Origin of the sequence: Deferrisoma camini S3R1 (assembly GCF_000526155.1) — a bacterium.
GTDB lineage: Bacteria > Desulfobacterota > Deferrisomatia > Deferrisomatales > Deferrisomataceae > Deferrisoma > Deferrisoma camini.
This window is the reverse complement of the sequence record NZ_JAFN01000001.1, coordinates 940,361-960,123: the sequence shown is the minus strand read 5'-3', so window position 1 is coordinate 960,123 and position 19,763 is coordinate 940,361. Positions and strand designations below refer to the sequence as shown.

At 70.8% G+C, this 19,763-nt stretch carries 22 protein-coding genes; 5 read left to right on the top strand and 17 right to left on the bottom strand.

The genetic code is table 11. From position 1 onward, the window contains the following. Nucleotides 1-11: 11 nt before the first annotated feature. Nucleotides 12-2,114, bottom strand: coding sequence for a CHASE2 domain-containing protein (locus tag DEFCA_RS0104165; RefSeq protein WP_025321780.1), 2,103 nt, complete (start codon nt 2,112-2,114; stop codon nt 12-14). A 164-nt stretch (nt 2,115-2,278) separates the two neighbouring features. Then, a complete protein-coding gene (locus DEFCA_RS0104160; protein ID WP_025321779.1) occupies nt 2,279-2,824 on the bottom strand; it encodes an O-acetyl-ADP-ribose deacetylase in 546 nt (181 codons plus the stop codon). Between the two features lie 408 nt (nt 2,825-3,232). On the opposite strand from DEFCA_RS0104160, the gene DEFCA_RS22010 reads away from it, so the two are divergent. Together DEFCA_RS22010 and DEFCA_RS22005 are read left to right on the top strand one after the other, a co-directional pair. Then, on the top strand, nt 3,233-3,742 hold the full coding sequence (locus DEFCA_RS22010) for a hypothetical protein (protein WP_025321778.1): 510 nt from the start codon (nt 3,233-3,235) through the stop codon (nt 3,740-3,742). A 17-nt stretch (nt 3,743-3,759) separates the two neighbouring features. Further along, a complete protein-coding gene (locus DEFCA_RS22005) occupies nt 3,760-4,629 on the top strand; it encodes a hypothetical protein (RefSeq protein ID WP_025321777.1) in 870 nt (289 codons plus the stop codon). A gap of 13 nt (nt 4,630-4,642) precedes the next feature. On the opposite strand, the gene rlmM is transcribed toward DEFCA_RS22005, so the two are convergent. Continuing rightward, on the bottom strand, nt 4,643-5,767 hold the full coding sequence (gene rlmM, locus DEFCA_RS0104145) for a 23S rRNA (cytidine(2498)-2'-O)-methyltransferase RlmM (protein WP_025321776.1): 1,125 nt from the start codon (nt 5,765-5,767) through the stop codon (nt 4,643-4,645). 117 nt (nt 5,768-5,884) lie between these two features. Here rlmM and DEFCA_RS0104140 point away from each other — a divergent pair, with 117 nt between their 5' ends. After that, nucleotides 5,885-6,316, top strand: a complete 432-nt coding sequence (locus DEFCA_RS0104140) for a YkgJ family cysteine cluster protein (RefSeq protein WP_025321775.1) — start codon at nt 5,885-5,887, stop codon at nt 6,314-6,316. A gap of 98 nt (nt 6,317-6,414) precedes the next feature. Here the strand turns inward: DEFCA_RS0104140 and DEFCA_RS20250 are convergent, their stop codons facing one another. From DEFCA_RS20250 to DEFCA_RS0104080, 12 genes are all read right to left on the bottom strand, one after another. Beyond that, nucleotides 6,415-6,885, bottom strand: a complete 471-nt coding sequence (locus DEFCA_RS20250; RefSeq protein WP_025321774.1) for an NYN domain-containing protein — start codon at nt 6,883-6,885, stop codon at nt 6,415-6,417. A 147-nt stretch (nt 6,886-7,032) separates the two neighbouring features. Next, on the bottom strand, nt 7,033-7,485 hold the full coding sequence (fliW, locus tag DEFCA_RS0104130; RefSeq protein ID WP_025321773.1) for a flagellar assembly protein FliW: 453 nt from the start codon (nt 7,483-7,485) through the stop codon (nt 7,033-7,035). Between the two features lie 31 nt (nt 7,486-7,516). Next, complete coding sequence (gene flgL / locus DEFCA_RS0104125; RefSeq protein WP_025321772.1) at nt 7,517-8,713, bottom strand: flagellar hook-associated protein FlgL; 1,197 nt, start codon at nt 8,711-8,713, stop codon at nt 7,517-7,519. A 12-nt stretch (nt 8,714-8,725) separates the two neighbouring features. Then, on the bottom strand, nt 8,726-10,693 hold the full coding sequence (gene flgK, locus DEFCA_RS0104120) for a flagellar hook-associated protein FlgK (RefSeq protein ID WP_025321771.1): 1,968 nt from the start codon (nt 10,691-10,693) through the stop codon (nt 8,726-8,728). Nucleotides 10,694-10,708: 15 nt separating this feature from the next. Beyond that, nucleotides 10,709-11,170 carry a hypothetical protein gene (locus DEFCA_RS24015; RefSeq protein WP_025321770.1) on the bottom strand — a complete coding sequence of 154 codons (462 nt, stop codon included), beginning with the start codon at nt 11,168-11,170 and terminating at the stop codon, nt 10,709-10,711. After that, nucleotides 11,167-11,478 (bottom strand): flagellar biosynthesis anti-sigma factor FlgM, encoded by a 312-nt coding sequence (locus DEFCA_RS0104110; RefSeq protein ID WP_025321769.1) that lies wholly within the window; start codon nt 11,476-11,478, stop codon nt 11,167-11,169. The genes DEFCA_RS24015 and DEFCA_RS0104110 overlap by 4 nt, the downstream gene beginning before the upstream one ends. A gap of 66 nt (nt 11,479-11,544) precedes the next feature. Continuing rightward, a complete protein-coding gene (locus DEFCA_RS0104105; protein WP_025321768.1) occupies nt 11,545-11,982 on the bottom strand; it encodes a rod-binding protein in 438 nt (145 codons plus the stop codon). After that, complete coding sequence (locus DEFCA_RS0104100; protein WP_025321767.1) at nt 11,982-13,082, bottom strand: flagellar basal body P-ring protein FlgI; 1,101 nt, start codon at nt 13,080-13,082, stop codon at nt 11,982-11,984. The genes DEFCA_RS0104105 and DEFCA_RS0104100 overlap by 1 nt, the downstream gene beginning before the upstream one ends. A 23-nt stretch (nt 13,083-13,105) precedes the next feature. Further along, nucleotides 13,106-13,810, bottom strand: coding sequence for a flagellar basal body L-ring protein FlgH (locus tag DEFCA_RS0104095; protein ID WP_025321766.1), 705 nt, complete (start codon nt 13,808-13,810; stop codon nt 13,106-13,108). A gap of 3 nt (nt 13,811-13,813) precedes the next feature. After that, nucleotides 13,814-14,728 (bottom strand): flagellar basal body P-ring formation chaperone FlgA, encoded by a 915-nt coding sequence (gene flgA / locus DEFCA_RS20245; RefSeq protein WP_025321765.1) that lies wholly within the window; start codon nt 14,726-14,728, stop codon nt 13,814-13,816. A 4-nt stretch (nt 14,729-14,732) separates the two neighbouring features. Next, on the bottom strand, nt 14,733-15,524 hold the full coding sequence (gene flgG, locus DEFCA_RS0104085; RefSeq protein ID WP_025321764.1) for a flagellar basal-body rod protein FlgG: 792 nt from the start codon (nt 15,522-15,524) through the stop codon (nt 14,733-14,735). 21 nt (nt 15,525-15,545) lie between these two features. Beyond that, on the bottom strand, nt 15,546-16,265 hold the full coding sequence (locus DEFCA_RS0104080) for a flagellar hook-basal body protein (RefSeq protein WP_025321763.1): 720 nt from the start codon (nt 16,263-16,265) through the stop codon (nt 15,546-15,548). 315 nt (nt 16,266-16,580) lie between these two features. On the opposite strand from DEFCA_RS0104080, the gene DEFCA_RS0104075 reads away from it, so the two are divergent. After that, nucleotides 16,581-17,921 (top strand): multiheme c-type cytochrome, encoded by a 1,341-nt coding sequence (locus DEFCA_RS0104075; RefSeq protein ID WP_025321762.1) that lies wholly within the window; start codon nt 16,581-16,583, stop codon nt 17,919-17,921. Between the two features lie 64 nt (nt 17,922-17,985). Here DEFCA_RS0104075 and DEFCA_RS22000 read toward each other — a convergent pair whose 3' ends face one another. Both DEFCA_RS22000 and DEFCA_RS0104070 read right to left on the bottom strand, forming a co-directional pair. Then, the gene (locus DEFCA_RS22000) at nt 17,986-18,204 is read right to left on the bottom strand and encodes a hypothetical protein (RefSeq protein WP_169709436.1); all 219 of its coding nucleotides are present in this window, start codon (nt 18,202-18,204) and stop codon (nt 17,986-17,988) included. Beyond that, entirely contained in the window at nt 18,201-18,383 is a 183-nt protein-coding gene (locus DEFCA_RS0104070; protein WP_025321761.1) for a hypothetical protein, read from the bottom strand. The genes DEFCA_RS22000 and DEFCA_RS0104070 overlap by 4 nt, the downstream gene beginning before the upstream one ends. A gap of 459 nt (nt 18,384-18,842) precedes the next feature. On the opposite strand from DEFCA_RS0104070, the gene DEFCA_RS0104065 reads away from it, so the two are divergent. Next, nucleotides 18,843-19,763: an SPFH domain-containing protein gene (locus DEFCA_RS0104065; protein WP_025321760.1), complete on the top strand. Its 921-nt coding sequence runs from the start codon at nt 18,843-18,845 to the stop codon at nt 19,761-19,763.

Sequence of the window (19,763 nt, the reverse complement as noted above, 5' to 3'; positions counted from 1 at the left end):
AGTGCCCAAGGTTATTTTTCGAGCAGGGTGTACACGCCGTCCCAGCCCGGACCGGGTGGGGACCGCCGGTACGCGCGGCACCGCTCCAGGAACAGATCGGCCACCGGGTCCCCGGCGAGCGCCCGGTAGTGCGCCTCGGCCTTGTCCCACTCTTGGTTCGAGTATGCTTCGAACGCCGCCTCGAAAACTCGGGCGGTGTCGGCCGCGTCCTCCGCTTCTTCCGAGACCAGGGGTCGATAGAGCAACACCGGCTGGTGTTTTCCCTTCACCCGAACCCGGTCGACGACAGCACACACCCGATCCAGCCCCAGCCTGGCGCGGGTGTCCTCGGTGAACAGAAGGGGACACCCGTACACTTTGGTCAGCCCCTCGAGCCGGGACGCCAGGTTCACGGCGTCCCCGATGGCCGTGTAGTCCAGGCGTCGCTCCGAACCCACGTTCCCGAGCACGGCCGTACCCGTATGGATGCCCACGCCGATCCGGACCGGCGGAAGCCCCTGTGCCGTGAGCCTAGGGTTCAGGTCCTCGAGCCGCGCCAACATCTCGAGGCCACACGTCACCGCCGACTCGGCGTGGTCCTCACACCGAAGAGGAGCCCCCCAGAAGCACATGATGGCATCCCCGATGAACTTGTCGATGGTGCCCCTGTGCTCGAAGATCACGTCCGCCATGGCCCCGAGATAGAGGTTGAGCAGTCGCACCACGCTCTGGGGGTCCAGGCTCTCCGACAGGCTGGTGAACCCCCGGATGTCGGAGAAGAGGATGGTAAGCTCTTCTTTGCGGCCGGCTCCCGGGGATGCCCGTTCGGAGAACTCGTCCACCACCGCATCGAGGACGGCCGGCGAGACGTACTGGGCGAACATCCGGCGGACCCGCCGCCTGCGCCGGTCCTCGGTGACCGCCCGGTGCGCCAGCCCTCCCAGAGCACCGAGAAACACTCCCCCCAGCGGAGCGGCCACCGGCAGCACCAGGCCCTGACCGAACGCCCACGCCCCCACCGCACCGTAGGCCAGCCCCCCCAGACCCGGCGCCACCGCGGCCCAGAAGGGGCTGGGGGCCCACAGGGCCCACGAGCACACGCCGAGCGTCCCCAGCACGAGGAGAAGGGGAGCGACCCAGGACGGAGCCTCGCGCAGGAACTCGCCCTCCACGAGGTTGCCGGCGAGGGAGGCGTGAAGGAACACCCCAGGGGTCAGACGAGAGAGGGGCGAGGCCTTCAGGTCCTCCAACCCTGCGGCGCTCGCCCCGATAAAGACGATCCGGCCTTGGAACTCGGCCGGATCCACCAAGAGCCGTTCTTCGCCCCTCCGAAGCTGCTCCACCGACGCCAGGATACCCCCAACAGAATAGGCGTTCACCACGCCGTAGGGCCGCAGCAGGCACTGCCCCGCCATGTCGACCGGGATCGGTGCATCCCCGACCACGGGCACGCCCCGGATCATCTCGACCGTCCCCACGGCGGCCGTGCCCAGCCCTGGGTAGGCCCATCCTCCCCACACCCGGTAGACGGGGACGCGGCGGTACACGCCGTCCGCATCCGGTTCGAGGTCCACCGCCCCCACCCCGGCGGCGCCCCCCCACAGGGGCGGCAGGGGGAGGTAGGCCGTGGTCGCCCCCGGCTTGGGTGCGCCGGCCGGCACCGGCCCCAGGGAGAAGCGCTCCCGGAAGCCAGGAGGCGGCTCCCGGACTTCGACCGGTCCCGTTCCCTCGTCAGGGGTCTCGGTCACGAACTGGGCCGCATGCACCACGGGCCCCGCAGCGGTCGCTTCGGCCAACGCCCGGTCGTCCGCCCGGTCCTCCGGAGCGGCTCCCTGGGCCTCGGTGAACAGGATGTCCCAGACGACCCTGCGTGCGCCCCCCAGGAACAGGAACTCCGTCACGTCGGCCCATACCCGGCGAGGCCAAGGCCAACGTCCCACCCGGCTGTCCATGAACCCGAGGGAGGCCTCGTCCACCAGGACTACCGCCACCTCCTCCGGCAGGCGGGCGTCCTTCCGGGTCCACCTCATTCTCAGGTCCAGGGTCCACCCCTCGGCTCGAACGAAGGCGCCGAGCCCCCACATCCCGACCCCGGCCCCCGACAACAACAGCCCCACCCCCAGACCGGCGAGCAACTGGCGCCTCCGGCGCCTGCGGTTTCCCATGCGGACCTCACCAATCCTTGCCCCGTTCGTACCCCCTTCGTGACCCCCGAGCCCGGCTCCCGCCGGGTGGCCCGTGGGCCCAAGGAGGGCCCTCCTTCTTCAACGGAACGCAAGGCGTGAGGCTTGAGCCCCTGTCAGGGTTTGAGTCTTTCCAGCGCCGTTTCGTAGGCCGCCAGCACGGGGTCGCTGAACAGCACGAACCGCACCTCTTCCAGCGGGCTTCCCTCCTCCAGGTGGGCGATCACCGCTTCCAGGGCCACCCGGGCCGCCTCTTCGAGGGGGTATCCGTAGGCTCCCGTCGAAATGGAGGGAAACGCCACGCTCCGGCAGCCAAGCTCCTCCGCCCTCTTCAGACTCTCTACGTAGGCGCTGCTGAGCACCTCCGGCTCCCCCCGGGCTCCGCCCTTCCAGACCGGGCCGACGGTGTGGATCACGTGGCGGGCCGGAAGGTTCCCGGCCGTGGTGACCACCGCCCCCCCGGGCTCCAGCCGGCCGATCTTCTTGACGATCTTCTTGCACTCGTCGAGAATGGCCGGCCCGCCGGCCCGGTGGATGGCGCCGTCCACCCCGCCCCCGCCCATGAGGGACGGGTTCGCCGCGTTGACCACGGCGTCCACCGCCTGCCGGGTGATGTCGCCCCGGACGAGCACGAGCCTCGTGTTCCCGATCTGCCGCTCCATGGTGCACCTCCTCGTCGAGTGGGTTGTGGGGCAAGAGACCAACGACCGATCTTCGTAAGTTCGGGCCTCCGGCCCGCTGGGAGGCTGGGACGCTAGGATGCTGGGAGGCTAAAGTGTCTGCGCCAGCACCTCACACCCCGGGGGGCATGGGGTCTGCCGGAGAGCCGGGTGCGGCTCCTATGCTCGCCGCGCAGTGCCTCCGGCGTCCGGACCGCGAAATGGTACCCATTGCATGCAGCTGTGATGAAACCAGTTCCGGTGTTTCGTGCCTGCGCGGCGAATCTCAACGCTTGGCTTCGCGCCCGGCCGGAGGCAGACTCCATGCCCCGCACGCAACGCTCGGACCGAGACTTGCGCAAAGTCCGTACCCCGCAAACAGGCCACCCCGTGGCCTATCGGAGCTTGCGGATGTCCGACCCTGAACCGATCTTCACCGAGGTCCCGTGGGACCCGGACGTGCAGGCGTTCCTGGACCAGCTCGTCCGGGTGCGGCCCGACCTGTACGTGGATCCCATGCTGAGCGAGCCCTGGTCCTGCGATCCGGCCCGGTGCCGGCCCCGGCTGGGCCCGAACCTGTGCTGCAAGGTGGAGCGGCGGTGCCGGCACTTCGACGGGAAGGGATGCCGGATCCACGACACGAAACCGTTCGCCTGCGCCCTGTTCCCCCTGGACCTGGTGGTCGTCCGAGGCATCCGGGTCGTGACCACGGTGAAAAACCTGGATTTCTTCCGGCTGGGGTGGTGCCGGTTCGACCGGGACATGCTCCGGTGCTTCCCGGGCCAGTCTACCGAGGCCCCGACGATGATCTCGGCCCAGGAAACCGTGCTCCGCCGGGTGTTCACGGCCTCCGAGCGGGCCCTCATGCTCCGCGCCCTGGGGGACGATACGAGAGTCTTGGCCCGAGCCGGGTCCCTCTGACGCTTCCGTGGAGCCCCATGGCCCAGACCGACTCCCTGCTGAAACGACGATTTCCGGCTGTGACCGCGGCCGTGTTCCTCGTTCTCTTCTGCGGTCTGTTGGCCGTGGAGTGGCTGTTCTTCCGGCGCGAGGCGGTGCGCCATGCGGAGGAGACCGCCCAGACCATGACGGAGTTCCTGCGGCGGGAGCTCGAGAACACCTTCCCCCTCCCCACCATCCTCGAAGGCCTGGGCGACCCGGAACTCTACGAATACTTCGACCACCTGATCCGGGACAAGCTGGCCCTGCTGGGCCTGCTGCGGGCCCGGATCTACTCGCCGGACGGCACGGTGCTCTACGCCACGGACGCCCGGTTGGTGGGCCGCCGGATCGCTGATCACGAGGAGGTCGCCCGCGCAAGCCAGGGCCACACCGTGTCCGAGGTGATCTCGCAGGCCCGGTTCCGTTCGCGCTACGGCCTGCCCGCCCCCACGGAGTACATCGAGTCCTACATCCCCCTGGAGGAACGGGACGACCAGGACCGCCACTACGTGTTCGAGGCCTACCAGGACTTCGTGCCGGTGGCCGCCGGGTACGTGCGCGCGTTCCTCTTGACGGGGTTCTCCACGGCGGTGCTGCTCGCAGCGGCCATGGTGGTGCTGTGGCGCCTCCACCGGCGGGCCCAGGAGCTCGAGCACACCGTGCACGCGCTGGAGCAGTTTCTGCCGATCTGCGCCAGTTGCAAGAAGATCCGGGTGGAGGAGGAGGGCAGGCCCCAGGAGTGGGTCAGCGTGGAGCAGTACTTCGAGGAGCGCCAGAGCGTGGCGTTCAGCCACGGCCTGTGCGACGAGTGTCTGCACAAGCTCTACCCGGACCTCGCCGACGGCATCTTGAACAAGGAGGGCTAAGGCCCCCCTTTCCCTACCTCCGCCGGCCCGGCCGGCGCGATTTCCGGGTCGGGGCGCTCCTTCGCTCCGCCACGGCCAGGTAGCCCGTCACCTCGTCCCGGTCGTGGTACAGGTGGCGCAGGCGCAACGTGTACCCCTTGCCCGCCCGCCCCATCTCCCGGTCCACGATGGCCCGGCACCGCTGCACCGCCTCGAACCGCCGGCCGCCCGGCAGCTTCCAGTTGAACAGGAGCCACCGGGCCCGGCCCTGGGCGGCCCACAGCCCCACCAGCCGGGCCACCCGCTCGCCCGGTTTGACCATGTCGCACACCATCCAGTCCACGGGTTTGTCGGGTCGGAACCGGAACCCGTCGGCCTGCACGTGGTCCACGAGCCCGGTCTCCAGGACCTGCGGGGCCAGCCGGGCGTTGTCCACCGCCGTGACCAACAGGCCCCGGCGCGCGAACTGCCAGGACCACCCCCCCGGCGCCGCGCCCAGGTCCACCACCCGGCGGCCGGGCTTCAGGGCCTTCTGCCGCTCGTGCTCCGTCAGGAGCACGTGAAGGGCCTCCTCCACCTTCCGGGCCGACCGGCTCGGCGCGCCGGGCGGCACCATGAGACGGGCGATGCCCCCCGGCCACGACGACGAGTTCCTCGGGTCGGACACCCCGACCCAGAAGCGCCCCTCCGGCGCGAGGGCCACGTGGAGCCGCGGGGCATGGCGGTGCCGGGCCGACAGCCATCCCCTGGCCTCCAGCTCCGGCCGAAGGCGCCGGGCCAGAGTCTCGCACCGGGGCCACAGCCGCCGGCCGGCCTCGGAGTCCGGCGCCTCCACCACCAGGTCGCGGGCCCGGGGCCTTCCCCCGGCCCTGCGCGCCGTCTCCTCGAGGGCCGCGATCACCTCGCCGGGCTCCGGAGGGCCCGCCCCCTCCCCCAGGACCCGGAACCACTGGCGGGCGAACACGAAGGTGAAGGGACGGATCGAAGCGGCCAGGTCCCGCACCGCTTCTGGTGCGGGAACGTCGAGCAGCACCCAGCCGGCGCCGTCGGGCGCGTGCGGCCGCACGGACGCGCCGGCCCACCGCACGATCTCCGCGGCCAGGTCGTTTTCGAACCCGGGCCGGCAAAACCAAACGAGGCGATCCCTTGGGGTGATCATGGCGGCGCAGGGTACGGGGCCGTGGCCGAGACGTCAAGCCGCCGGGGGTTGTCTTTGCCCGGGCCTCTGGTAGGTTGGGCTCCACGACCCCTTGCCCCGGGGGAAGGGAGGTGAGCCGTGGCCGCCCTGTTTCGGCCTGCCCTATCGACCAACGAGGTGTGGGAACGGTGGGAGGGTTCCGCGGTCGTCCGGATGTCCCGCCGGTTCGGGCAGTGGGCCCGCCGGGTCTCCAAACGAGCCGGGTGCCGGTCGTGCGGGAGGTGTTGCGAGCTGTTCGGGGCCAACCTCACGGCCACCCCGGAGGACGTGGCCCGATGGGCCCGGGAGGGCCGCTCCGAGCTGCTGGCCCGGGTCAGTCCCCTGGGTCGCCTGTGGATCGATCCGGCCACGGGAGCGCGCCTGTCCCGGTGCCCCTATCTGGTGCGGATCGCACCGGGCCGGGCCCGGTGCCGCATCCACGCCACCAAACCCCGGATGTGCCGGGACTATCCCACCTTGGCCCACGGCAAGCGGTGCGTGGCGAACCGGCTGTTTCCCCTGAACCACTGACGGCGATCGGGGGTTGGAGCCACAGATGCACACAGATTGGCACAGATCGGGGGCCTCCCAGACCGTTTGTCCGCCCGTCTGCGGCCCAAACGGCTTCCTCATTTCCCCCGCGGGTTCTTGCCTTCCCGGAAGATCCGGAGCCACTCCTCCACCTCCTCCTCCGCCGGCTCCGGCTTCTCCGGCTCGGCACCCCCCGGCCTCGGGGGCCGGATCCGCGCCCAGAACGCCTCCGCGGCCTCCACCCGACCCCCCAGGCCGCGCACGCACACGGCCAGTCCTCGGTCCGAGGTGACCACCAGGACCGAGCGGGGGTTGGACTTCCGCAGCAACCGCAGGATTTCGTCGTCGGCCGTTCGGGCGCACGGGGCGTAGACCACGCCGAGCGCCCCCACCCGGCCCGAGTGCGCGCCGCCGGCCCGGTCGCCGTCGAAGACCACGGTCACGGGCTCCCGCCGGGAGGAGGCCCACGCCGCGAGCCGCTCGATCACGCGTCGGCGCCCTTCCTCCTCGCGGCTCAGGGGCATGCGAAGCCCCCGACCGATCAGGTTGTGCCCATCCACAAGGATCACCGTGCGGCCTCCGGCAGGAATCTTCCCTCCTGCGCTCCGTATAGCAGCAGCCTCCCCCCGCGGTCCAGCCCACGCGCCCCACCACCAAAAACGCCCGCCGGGGCGGGACCCGGCGGGCGTGGAGCCCAGGGGCAGGGGTCTGCCGGCTCATCCGCCGGCTTCGCAGGCCCGCTCCTCCGGCGGAAACAGCGGCGCCCGCAGGGGGTAGCCCGAGCCTTCGAGAACTACTTGGCGGGCCAACTTGCGCTCCGTGTTGAACACGATCGGCGCCAGCAGGTTGGCCGTGGCCCCCTCGATGCCCTCGGACAGGTTCACCACCACAGCCACGGCGGCCTGGTCCGGGTCGGTGATCCGGAGGTCCCGAAGCTCGGCCTCCTTGGCCTCGATCCGGTAGTCCGGGAAAAACGGCCGCGGGTCCGTGATCAGGAAGCACACCTCCGGATGGTCCACCGACTGCAGCCACTGGAACGGAACCTCGGGATCCGGGTCCAGCACCACGAACCGCAGGTCGTCCGGGAACCCGAGCATGGGTTGCGTGAACGTCACGATCTGGGCTTCGTCGATCTCCACGGGGCCAAAGGCGGGGGTACGGATCTCCACGGCGGTCACCTCCTCGCGCGCTGTACCGCGCTCAGGTCAGATAGTCGAGAATCGAGATGTTGAACAGTCGGGCGCCGGCGGCCAGCGCCGTCTGGTAGGCCTGCTCCTCGCTGGTGAGGCGCATCACGGTCTCGGGCACGTCGACCCCCTCCACCGCGGCCTGAACCTCCTCGGCCGCCGCGTTGAACGCCTCCAGGCGGTTCTTGGCCAGCTCCAGGTTCCGGCTCCGGGCGCCCACCAGGCCCCGCTGGGTCACCAGGTCGTGCAGGCCCCGATCCATGCGGTCGAGGAGCCCGGCCACCTGCTCGGGGTCTTCGGAGCGAAGCGCGGCCTCCAGGTCGCTGAGGAGCCCGAACACGTTTCGGGTTCCGTCCGACAGGCCCAGGGCCTCGGCACCGGAGACCGTGATCTCACCGCCCTTCTCCGAGTCCGCGATCCGGATCGACCAGGTGCCGTCGTCGTTGGCCCGGGCCTCCAGGTTCACCGTGACGCCGTTGGCGTCCTCGTAGTCCCGGATGGCCGAATCCACCGCGGCGGCCAGGTCGGTCGCGCTCGCGTAGGTCCCGTCCAGGGTCACCTCCACGTCATACGTGCCGTCCGAGACCGTGAAGGTCAGCGGTGCGCCTCCGAAGTCCAGGGGGTACGACACGTCGTCCCGGCTCCGGGCCTCGGTCTCCCGGAACGCGATGTCCCCCGGCAGGTTCACGGCCACGCTCTGGCCGTTGCCCATGTTCACCCGCAGCCGCTCGGAGTTCCCCTGGTACCGGACCGCTCCCCCTTCGCTCTGGAACGGGGCCTTCTCGCCGGCCGTTCCGTTGAACAGGTACTTGTCCTCGTGGCGGCCCTGGGCGATCTGCAGCAACCCCTCGCGGATCCCGGCCACCTCGTCGGCCAGGGCGGCGTAGCTGCCCGAAAGGGGGGCGCTCGCGATGTTCGCCCCCTCCACGGCGATGGACTTGGCCCGTACCAGGTGGTTGTAGGCCTGCTCCAGGGCCGACTCGGTGGACCGGTGCACGGCCTGGGCCTCGTCGATGTTCCGGACGTACTGCCGGTTCCGGGCCACCACCTCCTGGAGCCGCACCAGCCGGCTGGCCCCGGCCGGGTCGTCGGCCGGCCGGGTCATGCGCTTTCCCGACCCGATCTGGCGGTTGAGCCGGTCGAGGTTTCCCAGACGCCTCTGGAGGTCCTGCACCCAGGTCTGCTGGAGGCTCTTGTGGGTTACGCGCATGGCTCAGTGCTCCTACCGGCCGGCCAACCCGACACGGTTGATCAAGGTGTCGATCAGGCTGTCCATCACGTTCACGAACCGCGCCGCCGCCTCGAAGCCGCGCTGGTACTGGAGGAGCTGGACCATCTCCTCGTCCACGTTCACCCCCGACACCGCCTCGCGCTGGGACTCCAGCTGGGTCAGCACGGCCTGGCTCGCCCGATCGAACACCCGGGCGTCCCGCGCCGTGGCCCCCAGGTCCTGGACGATCCGGCCCAGATACCCCGCCGGGGTCTCGCCCACGTCCTCGAACAGGTTCTGGGCGGCCAGGTCCGCGATGCGGCGTGCGGTCTCGCCGTCCCCCGCCGCGCTTCCCAACCCCGCCGCGATCCGGTCGGTGTCGGCCGCCACCTTGGGGTCGAGCCCCAACCGGGCGTCCGGTGCATACACCGTGAAGGTGCCCCCGGAGAACGGGGCACCCCCGAAGAACACCTCGGCCGTGCCCCCGGGCAGGAACCCCAGGTCCACCCCGCCGACCAGGGTCACGCCCGCGTCCCGCGCCAGATCCACGTCCTGGGCTGGCCCTCCGTCGAGGCTGACGCTGCCCGTGGTCAGCAGCCCGTCGCTGCGCTCCCCCACCGAGTAGATACCGGCCTCCACCGTCGCCTCGAAGTCCACCCCGTCCGCGGTCCACGACGCCGTCCCGCCCGAGGTGCTCACCTCCACCACCTCGCCGATCCGCTCGTCGCCGCGGTACAGCGCGACCGACACGGTGGAGTCGGTCGCGGCGGTGACCCGAACGTGGTAGTCCAGGCCGATGACGGCCTCGCCCTGGTAGGTCCCGCCGGTGGGCCGAAGGGCGATCCCGGAGTCCGCCGTGCCGGTGCCCCGGTCGGCGGTCGAGAACAGGCTCGCCGGGTCCGTGGGCACGCTCACGTCCATCCGGTGGGTGCCGGGCTCCAGGCCGGTGCCCGCCGTCACCTTCGACACCCCCGTGCTGGGCGCGGCCTCCACCCGGGTCGTGCCGCCGTCCCACACGAACAGGTTGCGGCCCGGGTTGCCGTCGCGGTCGGTTCCCCCCCGGTGCAGGGCGTTGACGCGGTCCGTCACCGTGGCCATCCACCGGGACAGCTCCTCCTGGAGGCCCGGGATCACCTGGTCACGAAGCTCCAGGTAGGCGCCGATCTCGCCTCCGGCGGGCGCGATCGGCGCCGAGCCCACGTGAAACGACGCCAGCCGCCCGCTGTCGTCCCGTTGAGCCTGGATCTCGAAGCCCTCGGTCTCGTACACCAGGTACGGCCCCCCTCCGGCCACCCGAAGGTTCAGGTAGGAGCCGTCGGTCTCCACCTCCACCCCCAGCTTGCCGCTGATCTCCCGGATCACCCCGTCGCGCTGATCCCTGAGGTCGTTGGCCTGGTGGCCGGAGGCCTCGGCCTTGGCCACGGCCGCGTTCAGGTCCCGCAGCTCCTGGATGGCGGTGTTCACGTCGGCCAACGCCTCGTCCACGGCCTCGTCGAACCGGTCCCCGAGCTCCGCCAGCCCGGACACCTTCTGGTTGTACACGGTGGCCAGGTTCTGGGCCCGGTCGAGCACCTGGGCCCGCAGGGCCAGGTCCTGGGGACGGGCCGCCAGGGCGTCGAAGCTGCTCCACAGCTCCGTCAGCGCCGCGTTGAGCCCCGACTCGGAAGGCTCGTCCAGCACGGACTGGACCTCGTCGAGGCCTTGGGCCAGCACCCGGTCGTGCCCGCGCCCCACCGTGGCCCGGGCGATCTGCCGCTCCAGGTACGAGACCTGCACCCGCTGGACGTCCCTCGCGTCGACCCCGGAGCCGATGCTCCCCTGGGAGGTGATCGTGGGCATTCCCGGCGCCATCTGGACCCGTTGGCGCGAGTACCCCTCGGTGTTCACGTTGGCCAGGTTGTGGCCCGTGACGTCCAGGGCGGTCTGGTGGGCCAGCATGGCCGAGCGCCCGATGTTCAGACCGTAGAAGATGTTGGCCATGGGCTGCCTTCCCCGTTACGCCTGGCACACGGTCCGGCAGGGCACGGACGGGCCGCCGGGCCCGTACCCGGCGCCGGTGGCCGTGCGCACCAGATGCTCGGTCACGGTCAGCCCGAACCGGGCCGCGAGCCCCAGGGCCGCGAGCCCGGAGCGGACCCCGTCGATCGCGGCGGCCACCCGCCGAGCCGCGTCCGCCACCCCGGAATCCGGGTGGGCCTCGGGCCCACCGGGCCGGGGGGTCGCCGTCTGGCGGGCCGACCGCGCCCAACGGGCCGCCGCAGCCTGGCGCAGCCGGGCCGCGCGTTCCAGGCGGCGGGCGGCATCGGCCCCGCGCCGGATCGCCTCTTCCAACCGCCGGGGGTCGTGCACCGCGGCCAGGGCCTCGTCCACGACCCCGGCCAGCGCACGGGCCGCGTCGGCCTCGCGCTCCAACGCGCTCACCAGGTCCGCGCGCGCCCGCACCTGAGCCTGGCTCACCGCACCGCCCCTGCGGTCAGCATCCAGTGCTCGCGGATCATCCGGGGGACCACGTCCGACCCGGCCACCCGGTACTCCCCGCGCTCCATCTGGCCCACGATCTCGTCCACCAGCTCCTGCCGGATCTCGGGGGCCGCCAGCGCCAGGCCCCGGGCCCGCTGGATCTCGCGCCCCCGGTCCGAGATGCTGACCTGGTCCGAGGGGTCCACCGAGCTCGGCGTCGCGTCCTCGGCCTGCCGTTTGCGAACCGGCACCGCCGGCGCCCCCAGCCCGCCGATGCCACGGGTGTAACGGCCACGGATCTTCATGGTTCTCCTTGCGGGATGCCTTGGTCCGCGGCGCCCGGCGACCGACCGCGTCGGCCCCGACGGGGCTCAGGCCGAGCGGTCGAGCCGCTGCCCGCGCCACATCCCCTCGACGGACCGGCCGGCTGCGCCGGCCCTGGGACTCCGGGCGCGCACCGCGTCCACGTGGGCGGACGCGCCCCTGCTCTCCTGATCGACCCCGTCCCGGCTTTTCTTTACGCCTTCCAACTGACGCATCATGGCCCGCCAGAGCCCCAACCCCTCGCCCTGGGTGGCCAGCTCGGCCCACTGCTCGTCGAGCAGGGCGTAGGCGGTCTCCTTGGCGAAACCCGTTGCCCCGTCGGACGACTCCGGCACCATGGCCTTCCTCATGGACCGGAAGACCAGCAGCGCGAACTCCTTCTCCAGCGCCCGGCACGCCCCCTCCAGGTCCTTGGGCAGGGGCTCGTTGCCCACTGCGGCCACGGCCGTGCCCAGCCCCATCGGCCCCGTCACGGCACCCACCATCACAGGATCTCCAGCTCGGCTTCCAGGGCCCCGGCCGCCTTCAGGGCCTGGAAGATGGCCACCAGATCCCGGGGGCTCACCCCGAGGGCGTTCAGGGCCTGGACCAGGCCGGCCAGGGTCTCCCCCGGCTCGAGCAGCATCACCCGGGCCTCCTCCTCGGTCACGGTCACCTCGGCGCCGGTGCGGGCCACGGTCTGCCCCGCCGAGAGCGCTTCGGGCTGACTGACCTCCAGGTACGGCGTGATCTGCACCGTGAGGTTTCCGTGGCTCAGCGCGACCGGCCGGATCCGGACGTCCTGGCCCATCACCACCGTGCCCGTGCGCTCGTCCACCACCACCCGGGCCACGGCGTCGGGCTCCACCGCCACCGCCTCCAACCGGGCCAGGAACCCCACGGGATCGTCCGCCTGGGAGTCCGGCACCGCCACGCGGATCCGCCCCGCGTCCAGTGCCCGGGCCGAGCCGGCCCCGAACGCCTCGTTCACCGCCCCCGCCAGGCGGGCCGCGGTGGTGAAGTCCGGTTGGCGCAGCACCAGGTCCACGTAGCCTCGGTTGAGATCGGGCAGGGGCGCGTCCCGCTCCAGGACCGCTCCGCTGGGGATCCGGCCCACCGTGGGGTGGTTCTGCTGGACCCCTCCGCCCGCGGCGCTGGCCCCGAACCCCCCGATGGACAAGGGCCCCTGGGCCACGGCGTACACGTCGCCGTTGGGCGCCCGAAGCGGGGTGAGCAGCAGCGTGCCGCCCTGCAGGCTCTTGGCGTCCCCCACCGACGACACCGTCACGTCCAGCCGCTGCCCGGCCCGGGCGAAGGGGGGCAGGTCGGCCGTCACGATCACGGCGGCCACGTTCTTCAACTTGATGTCGTCGGGGGACACGGACAGGCCGAGCCGCTCCAGCAGGTTCGCCGTGGACTGGGTGGTGAACGCCACGCCGGTCTTGTCGCCCGTGCCGTTCAATCCCACCACCAGGCCGTACCCGATCAGCTGGTTCCTCCGGACCCCGTCCACCTTGGCGATGTCCTTGACCCGCACCGCCGCGCCCGAGCCGGCCGGGGCCAACCCCATCAGCCCCACCACGATCGCCGCCAGCACACGTCTCATCGTCCAACCTCCCGGCCGGCCCATCAGAACGGCCACACGGCGTCGAGGACCCGGTACATCCACCCCGGCCGCTGCTGGCTCGCCAGCAGGCCCTTGCCGCCGTACAGGATCTGGGCGTCGGCCAGGGCGATCGAGCTCACGGTGTTCTCGGCCGAGATGTCCTTGGGACGCACGATGCCCCGCACGTACAGATACTGGGTGTCCCGGTTCACCTGCACCTGCCGCCGCCCCTCGATCACGAGGTTGCCGTCCTCGAGCACGTCCACCACCCGGGCGGTGACCCTCATCCGGAGCACGTCCTTCTGCTTCGTGGAGCCGGTGCCCTGGAAGCTGTTCTCGGTGGTGGCCCCCACGCTGGGCCGAAACCCCCCGGAGCGGTACAGGTCGGGCAGCCCGTAGTGGGGCGGCATGCCCAGAAAGTTCGTGACCCCGGCCGACACGTCGGTCTTCCGGCTCAGGTCGGTGGAGGACTCCCGCTTGGCCTCGGCCGTTTCCACCACGATCACGGTGACCAGATCCCCCACCGCGAACGCCCGGTGGTCCCGGTACACCCGGGTCAGCGGAGCCTGGTCGCTCCACAGGCTGGTCGGCTGGCCGGGGTGCCTCGCCGACGAGGCCGAGCGGTTCAAAGGGGTGGGGGGCGGCCACGGCGGCTCCTCCAGGTACGGGCGGGAACACCCGGCCGCGGCAACCAGCACCGCTCCCAACACGAGCGTGAAGCCTCTCATCCCTCACCTCCCCAGCGCCGTGGCCACTTCCACGAGCCCCCCGCCCCGGACGATGCCGGCCACGGTCCGGCCGCTTCCCAGGTTCTCCACCTGCACCACCTCGCCGATGCCGGCGCTGCCCAGGGCCTTCCCCAGGGTGCTCGCGGTCACGCCTCCCACCCGGGCCACCAGCCGGACCACGTCTCCCCGGCTCACCACCGGCACGGCCTCCAGGTCCTGCCGCCGCAGGGCCGTGCCGGCCCGCAGGCTCCGCCGCAGGCGCTTCCCCACGACCTGTTGGGGGTCGGACAGGGTCGACGCCCCGGATCGGGCGGTGCGTACCTCCACGTCGTCCAGGCCGAGCACCTCGCCCCGGCGGGCGTCCCGCACGAGCACCACGGCCGGCCGGCCCCGGAACACCTCGACCCGCACCCAGCCGGTGGCGGCCCTGGTCCCCTTCACCCACACGTCCACCGGTACCGTGAAGGTCGAGGGCAGGCCCCCTTCCGGGAGCCGCGGCCGCAGCTCCCGGTCGCCCCGGGCCACCGGCCCGGGGAGCCCCACCGACAGCACCCGCACCTCCTCGTCCGGGCCCACCCGGGAGCGCACGGCCGCCCTCACCGCCTCCACCAGGGCCTCGCGCCCCACCCGGGCTCCGGGCCGCTCCACCACCACCCGGTCCGGAAGAGCCAACCGGTCCGCGGCCCCCACGGCCCGGGCCCGCTGGCGGATCCACGCCGCCTCGAGGGTCCGGGTGCGTCCGGGCCTCGGGGCCGGCCCCAACCGGACCGCGGCCCAGCCCGCGGGCGCCCCCGGCACCAGGTCCGCCAGGGTGACCGTGTCCGTGTCGACCTCCACCCGCGGCGGCACCCGCACGGCGGCTCCGGACGGGGCCGCGGCGAGCAGAAGAAGCGTGAGGCCGAGGGTCAGGGCGCGCATCGCACTACCTCTTCACGTTGTTCGACATCTGCAGCATCTCATCGGCGGCCTGGATCGCCTTGGAGCTCACCTCGTAGGCCCGCTGGCCGGCGATCAGGTTCACCATCTCCTCCACCACGCTCACGTTGCTCATCTCCAGAAACCCCTGGTTGAGGCTTCCCAGGCCCAGGGTGCCGGGGGTGCCGGTGATGGGGTCCCCGGAGGCGGGGGTGGCCACGTACATCGAGTGCCCCATGGATTTGAGCCCCCCGGGGTTGGAGAACCGGGCCAACTCCAGGGTCACGCCCAGGTCCTCCACCTGGCCGGTGTCGCCGTTGAGGATCGACACCGACCCGTCGCTGCCCACCGTGATCTCCACGGCGTTGGGCGGGATCGTGATCTCGGGGTACACGATCCACCCCTCGCTGGTGCACAGCCGGCCCTGGGAGTCGAGCTTGAACGAGCCGGAGCGGGTGTAGGCCGTGCCCCCGTTGGGCAGGGTCACCTGGAAGAACCCGTCCCCCTCGATCAGTAGATCCAGGGGGTTGCCGGTCTCCCGGAAGTCGCCCTGGGAGAACAGCTTCTCCGTGGTCACCACCCGGGCCCCCAGGCCCACCTCCATACCCACCGGGTACTGGGCCCCCGCGCTCGAAACCGAGCCCGGGGTGAGGAGGGTCTGGTACAAGAGGTCCTGGAAGTCCACCCGGCTCCGCTTGAAGCCGGTGGTGTTCACGTTGGCCAGGTTGTTGGCGATCACGTCCACGTTCATCTGCTGGCAGTTCATTCCGGCTGCCGCGGTCCACAGGGCTCGGATCATGCCTCAACCTCCTGTCGGGATCTACGCCACCCGTCCGATGCGGCGCACCGCCTCACCGGTGACGTCTTCCATCACGGTCTGCACCACCTTCTGGTACGCCTCGAACGCCCGGACCGACTCGATCATGCGGGTCATCTGCTCGACCTGCTGCACGTTCGACTCCTCCAGGGCTCCCTGGATCACCTGGGCCTCCGCAGCGACCGCCTTCACCGCGCCGGTGGAGACGAACAGGTTTCCCCCGAGCCGCAGGAGCCCCCGGTAGCCCGGGAACGCCTCGAGGCGCAGCCGGTCCACCTGCTTGCCGCCGGCCCAAACTCGGCCCATTTCGTCCACCTCGACGTCCGCGTCGGGGGGGATCACCACGGGCCCGTTCTCCCCGAGAAGGGGGTAGCCGGAGCCGTTTCGCACCGTTCCGTCGGGTCCCCGGTAGAACCGACCGTCCCGGGTGTACACGAGACCGTTTGGACCCTGGAGCACGAACAACCCCTCCCCGGACAGGGCCAGGTCCAGGGGCCGGTTCGTGGGCCGCACCGGGCCCGGGGCCGGGTTCACGAACTCGCCCGCGTAGTCGGTCTGGACGTCCAGGGGCAGGTCCCCCCCTGTGGCCGGCAGTGCGGCCCGGAGCTCTCCGGCGCCTTTGTAGCCGGGAACCTGGCCGTAGTAGAGGTTGCGCGCGGCCAGGTCGAGGCGCCGGCTCTCCACGAGCATGCCGCTGGTCGCTGTGTACAGGGCTCGGATCATCGGGCTCCTCCTTCGGCCGGCCTGGAAAGCAAGGCCGGTGCCAGCTCCGAAACACTTCAAATACCGGCAGGTTACGTGGTTGCCCCCCTCCCCCGGGGGGAACGGAACGGACCCTGGGGGGCACCGCGGGGCCCCGGGGCTCCACGGGGGTCCGGTCTGCGGGCACTTGACCTTCCGGCCCGGCGTGGCACCCTTTCCGGCCGAGCGGTTCTTTGACCCAGGTCAAGGAACACGACGTTTCCCACCCGTACAGTAGGCGATACTTGTGAATCCTCGCACACAGCGAGGCGAACCCATCCCACGGGAGGAGGAACCATGGGAAGAAAGGTCCGGAAGTACCTACTGGGGCTCGTTGGCGTTTCCCTGGCGCTTGCGGGGACGGCGTGGGCGGCTCAGCTCAGCGCCGAGACCAAGGAGTGCGTGGAGTGCCACAAGGAGCAGATGCCCGGCCTCGTGACCCAGTGGGAGACGAGCTCCCACTGGAACTCAGGGGTGGGGTGCTACGAGTGTCACCGGGCCGAGCCGGGTGAACCGGACGCCATGGACCACAACGGGTGGACCGTGGCCATCATCGTGTCGCCCAAGGACTGCGGTCGGTGCCACTCCAAGGAGGCGGCCGAGCAGGAGGCCAGCCACCACGCCGAGGCCGGCAACATCCTCAACTCCAAGGACGCCCTGCTGGGCCAGACCGTCGCGGGGGAGCCCGCCGTGGCCGTGGGATGCCGGCAGTGCCACGGCTCCATCGTCCAGACCAACCCCGACGGCACCCTGAGCCAGTCCACCTGGCCCAACACGGGCATCGGCCGGGTCAACCCCGACGGCTCCAAGGGCACCTGCAGCGCCTGCCACACCCGCCACCGGTTCAGCAAGGCCCAGGCCCGGAAGCCGGACGTGTGCGGCAAGTGCCACCTGGGCCCCGACCACCCACAGAAGGAGGTCTACGAGGAGTCCAAGCACGGCATCCTGTTCCGCGCCTTTGAGGACGAGCTGAACATGGACAACCCCAAGTGGGTGGCGGGCGAGGACTACTTCGACGCCCCCACCTGCGCCACCTGCCACATGAGCGCCACCCCCAACCAGCCGGTGACCCACGACGTGGGGGCGCGGCTGAGCTGGAACCTGCGGGCCCCGGTCTCCACGCGCACCAAGGACTGGGAAAAGAAGCTCGCCAACATGAAGGACGTGTGCACCGCCTGCCACGGCGCCCAGTTCGTGGACGGGTTCTACAAGCAGTTCGACGACTTCGTGGACCTGTACAACACCAAGTTCGCGATCCCGGCCAAGGAGATCCGCTCGCTGCTGATCCAGGAGGGCGTGATCACCAAGGCCAACTTCGACGACCAGATCGACTGGATGTACTGGACCCTCTGGCACCACGCGGGCCGCAGGGGGCGCCACGGCGCAGCCATGTCCGGCCCGGACTACGCCTTCTGGAACGGGATCTACGACGTGGCCAAGATCTTCTACACGGAGTTCCTCCCCGAGGCGAAGCGGGCGTGTGAGAAGGCCGGGAAGCCGGAGCTGTACCAGCGGATCCTGTCCAAGTACATCGAGAACGACCCCCGCCACGAGTGGTACGTGAAGGGGTTCGACCCCAAGCGGGTCGAGGCGATCCGCAAGTACTATCAGGAGAGATACAACCAAAAGGTCGAGTGATCCCCGAACGAAACGCGGGGCCCTTGCAGGGCCCCGCGTTTCGTTCGGCCTCTCCGCCCTCCCCTCAGGCCCGGCCCGGCCGGGCCGCGGGGAACGCCTCCGGCGAGGGGGCGGGGGGGTGAGCCTCTCGGCACTCCCGGCATGTGTCGCATTCCCCCCGGGCCGCGCTCGGTGCCGGCAACAGGGGGCAGTCGTGGCTCGTGCACGCCCGGCACCGGCGCACCCTGCCGTTGTCGCAGCCCCACAGGGCATAGCACCGGCGGCACAGGAGGAGCCGACTCATTCCCCGTCCCTTCCGGTTCCACCGGGATCCGCGGCCCAATTCCGAACGGCGGCTGCGCCGACCACCAGGGCCGCCCCCAGGAGCAGCATGGCCTGGCTGGCGCTCAACGCCAGCGGCTGCTCCGCCAGCACCATCGCCACCCCGCCGAGCGCCCCCACTCCCATGAGCATCCGTGTCATTGGAACCCTCCGTCTCGCCTCCCTCTCCGGCATGGGTAACCCGTTTCCCACACCTGACTCCTGCATCCTTCGTGCCAGCTTAAAAAGGCCGAAAAAGGGAACTTCGGACGCCTTTGCGGGGCGATGTGGGCAATCTTTTTCCACTCCTCGGTTCCCCTTTTCCCAGGAACTTCCGCAAGGGCACCCGGAAGCTTGAAAACTTCCCGGATTTCCGTGCGTTCCAGGCATCAGCACGCCTCTTTGCCTCCACCTCATGGTCCGGGGGGCATCGGGTCTGCTGGAGAGCCCCCTGCGGCCGGAACGGGGCCCGTACCCTGCCGCCGGCATGGGCCTTGGGGCCCGGCGGAGAGCAGGTTCTCGTTTTGCAATTCGGGGAAGATCCAGTATCCTTCTTCTGCTTCCGCCCGTGGCGTCACCCCGTTTCCGGATCAAACCCCTTTTCACCCAGGAGCCTCCCGGATGACCACGGAACCCAGCGCAAAGTTCGTCCGCCGGGCGTTCGTCCGGACCGCGCTTCGCCGGACGATCGGGATCGGCCTGCTCATCGGTCTCGTCTACGGCCTGGTGGCGTTGGTGTACGCGAGCCGCACCATCTACAAGGTCAAGCTCAACTATGCCGTGGTCCTCGAGAAGCTGGGGGGGCAACGCCAGGCGATCACCGAGGTGGGGTGGCACTTCCGGCTGCCGTACTTCACCCGCATCGAGCAGGAGGTGCCGCTGATGAACCAGCAGATGCACCTCGGCGGGCAGGCGGAGCCGATGCGGATCATCTCGAAGGAGAACGTGGCCCTGTGGACCTCGGGGGTCATGACCTACCGGATCCGCGATCTCCACCAGTGGGCCATCGAGAACCTGGACGCCCACCGGCTGCTCCAGGCCGACTACGACGGGATCGTGAAGGACATCCTCCAGGCCCAGGAGGTCGACCGCCTGGTGAGCGGCCGGGAACGGATCAAGGAGGAGATCTACCGGGCCCTGAAGAGCCGGCCGGTGAACGAGGGGGGCCCGACCCTGGAGCAGAAGTACGGGATCGAGGTGGTGAGCTTCGTGCTCAAGGAGACCCGGTTCGGCGACAAGCTGGTGGCCGCCACCGAGGAGAAGAAGCGCCGCGAGCTGATCGCCGAGGCCGAGAACTACGCGGCCGACCAGGAGGCCAGCCGGATCCGCAAGCTCTACCGGGCCTACACCGAGAGCATCCGGGAGCTCCAGCGCACCGTGGGGCGGCCCGACGGCTCCACTGACGTGGCCTTGCTGAACTTTCTGGCCCAGCAGAAGTGGGCCACGGCGTACGAGAAGAACCCCGGGGGCCGCAGCACCGTGGTCATCCAGAACACCGAGGTGCCCCCCGCCCTGACCCTGCCCCAGGCCCAGGAGCCGTGA

What these genes read in the sequence shown, in the direction of transcription:
- DEFCA_RS0104160 (WP_025321779.1), bottom strand. Translation starts at nt 2,824, where the DNA reads ATGGAGCGGCAGATCGGGAACACGAGGCTCGTGCTCGTCCGGGGCGAC.
- DEFCA_RS22010 (WP_025321778.1), top strand. Translation starts at nt 3,233, where the DNA reads ATGTCCGACCCTGAACCGATCTTCACCGAGGTCCCGTGGGACCCGGAC.
- DEFCA_RS22005 (WP_025321777.1), top strand. Translation starts at nt 3,760, where the DNA reads ATGGCCCAGACCGACTCCCTGCTGAAACGACGATTTCCGGCTGTGACC.
- rlmM (WP_025321776.1), bottom strand. Translation starts at nt 5,767, where the DNA reads ATGATCACCCCAAGGGATCGCCTCGTTTGGTTTTGCCGGCCCGGGTTC.
- flgL (WP_025321772.1), bottom strand. Translation starts at nt 8,713, where the DNA reads ATGCGCGTAACCCACAAGAGCCTCCAGCAGACCTGGGTGCAGGACCTC.
- flgK (WP_025321771.1), bottom strand. Translation starts at nt 10,693, where the DNA reads ATGGCCAACATCTTCTACGGTCTGAACATCGGGCGCTCGGCCATGCTG.
- DEFCA_RS0104110 (WP_025321769.1), bottom strand. Translation starts at nt 11,478, where the DNA reads ATGAAGATCCGTGGCCGTTACACCCGTGGCATCGGCGGGCTGGGGGCG.
- DEFCA_RS0104105 (WP_025321768.1), bottom strand. Translation starts at nt 11,982, where the DNA reads ATGGTGGGTGCCGTGACGGGGCCGATGGGGCTGGGCACGGCCGTGGCC.
- DEFCA_RS0104100 (WP_025321767.1), bottom strand. Translation starts at nt 13,082, where the DNA reads ATGAGACGTGTGCTGGCGGCGATCGTGGTGGGGCTGATGGGGTTGGCC.
- DEFCA_RS0104095 (WP_025321766.1), bottom strand. Translation starts at nt 13,810, where the DNA reads ATGAGAGGCTTCACGCTCGTGTTGGGAGCGGTGCTGGTTGCCGCGGCC.
- flgA (WP_025321765.1), bottom strand. Translation starts at nt 14,728, where the DNA reads ATGCGCGCCCTGACCCTCGGCCTCACGCTTCTTCTGCTCGCCGCGGCC.
- flgG (WP_025321764.1), bottom strand. Translation starts at nt 15,524, where the DNA reads ATGATCCGAGCCCTGTGGACCGCGGCAGCCGGAATGAACTGCCAGCAG.
- DEFCA_RS0104080 (WP_025321763.1), bottom strand. Translation starts at nt 16,265, where the DNA reads ATGATCCGAGCCCTGTACACAGCGACCAGCGGCATGCTCGTGGAGAGC.
- DEFCA_RS0104075 (WP_025321762.1), top strand. Translation starts at nt 16,581, where the DNA reads ATGGGAAGAAAGGTCCGGAAGTACCTACTGGGGCTCGTTGGCGTTTCC.
- DEFCA_RS22000 (WP_169709436.1), bottom strand. Translation starts at nt 18,204, where the DNA reads ATGAGTCGGCTCCTCCTGTGCCGCCGGTGCTATGCCCTGTGGGGCTGC.
- DEFCA_RS0104070 (WP_025321761.1), bottom strand. Translation starts at nt 18,383, where the DNA reads ATGACACGGATGCTCATGGGAGTGGGGGCGCTCGGCGGGGTGGCGATG.
- DEFCA_RS0104065 (WP_025321760.1), top strand. Translation starts at nt 18,843, where the DNA reads ATGACCACGGAACCCAGCGCAAAGTTCGTCCGCCGGGCGTTCGTCCGG.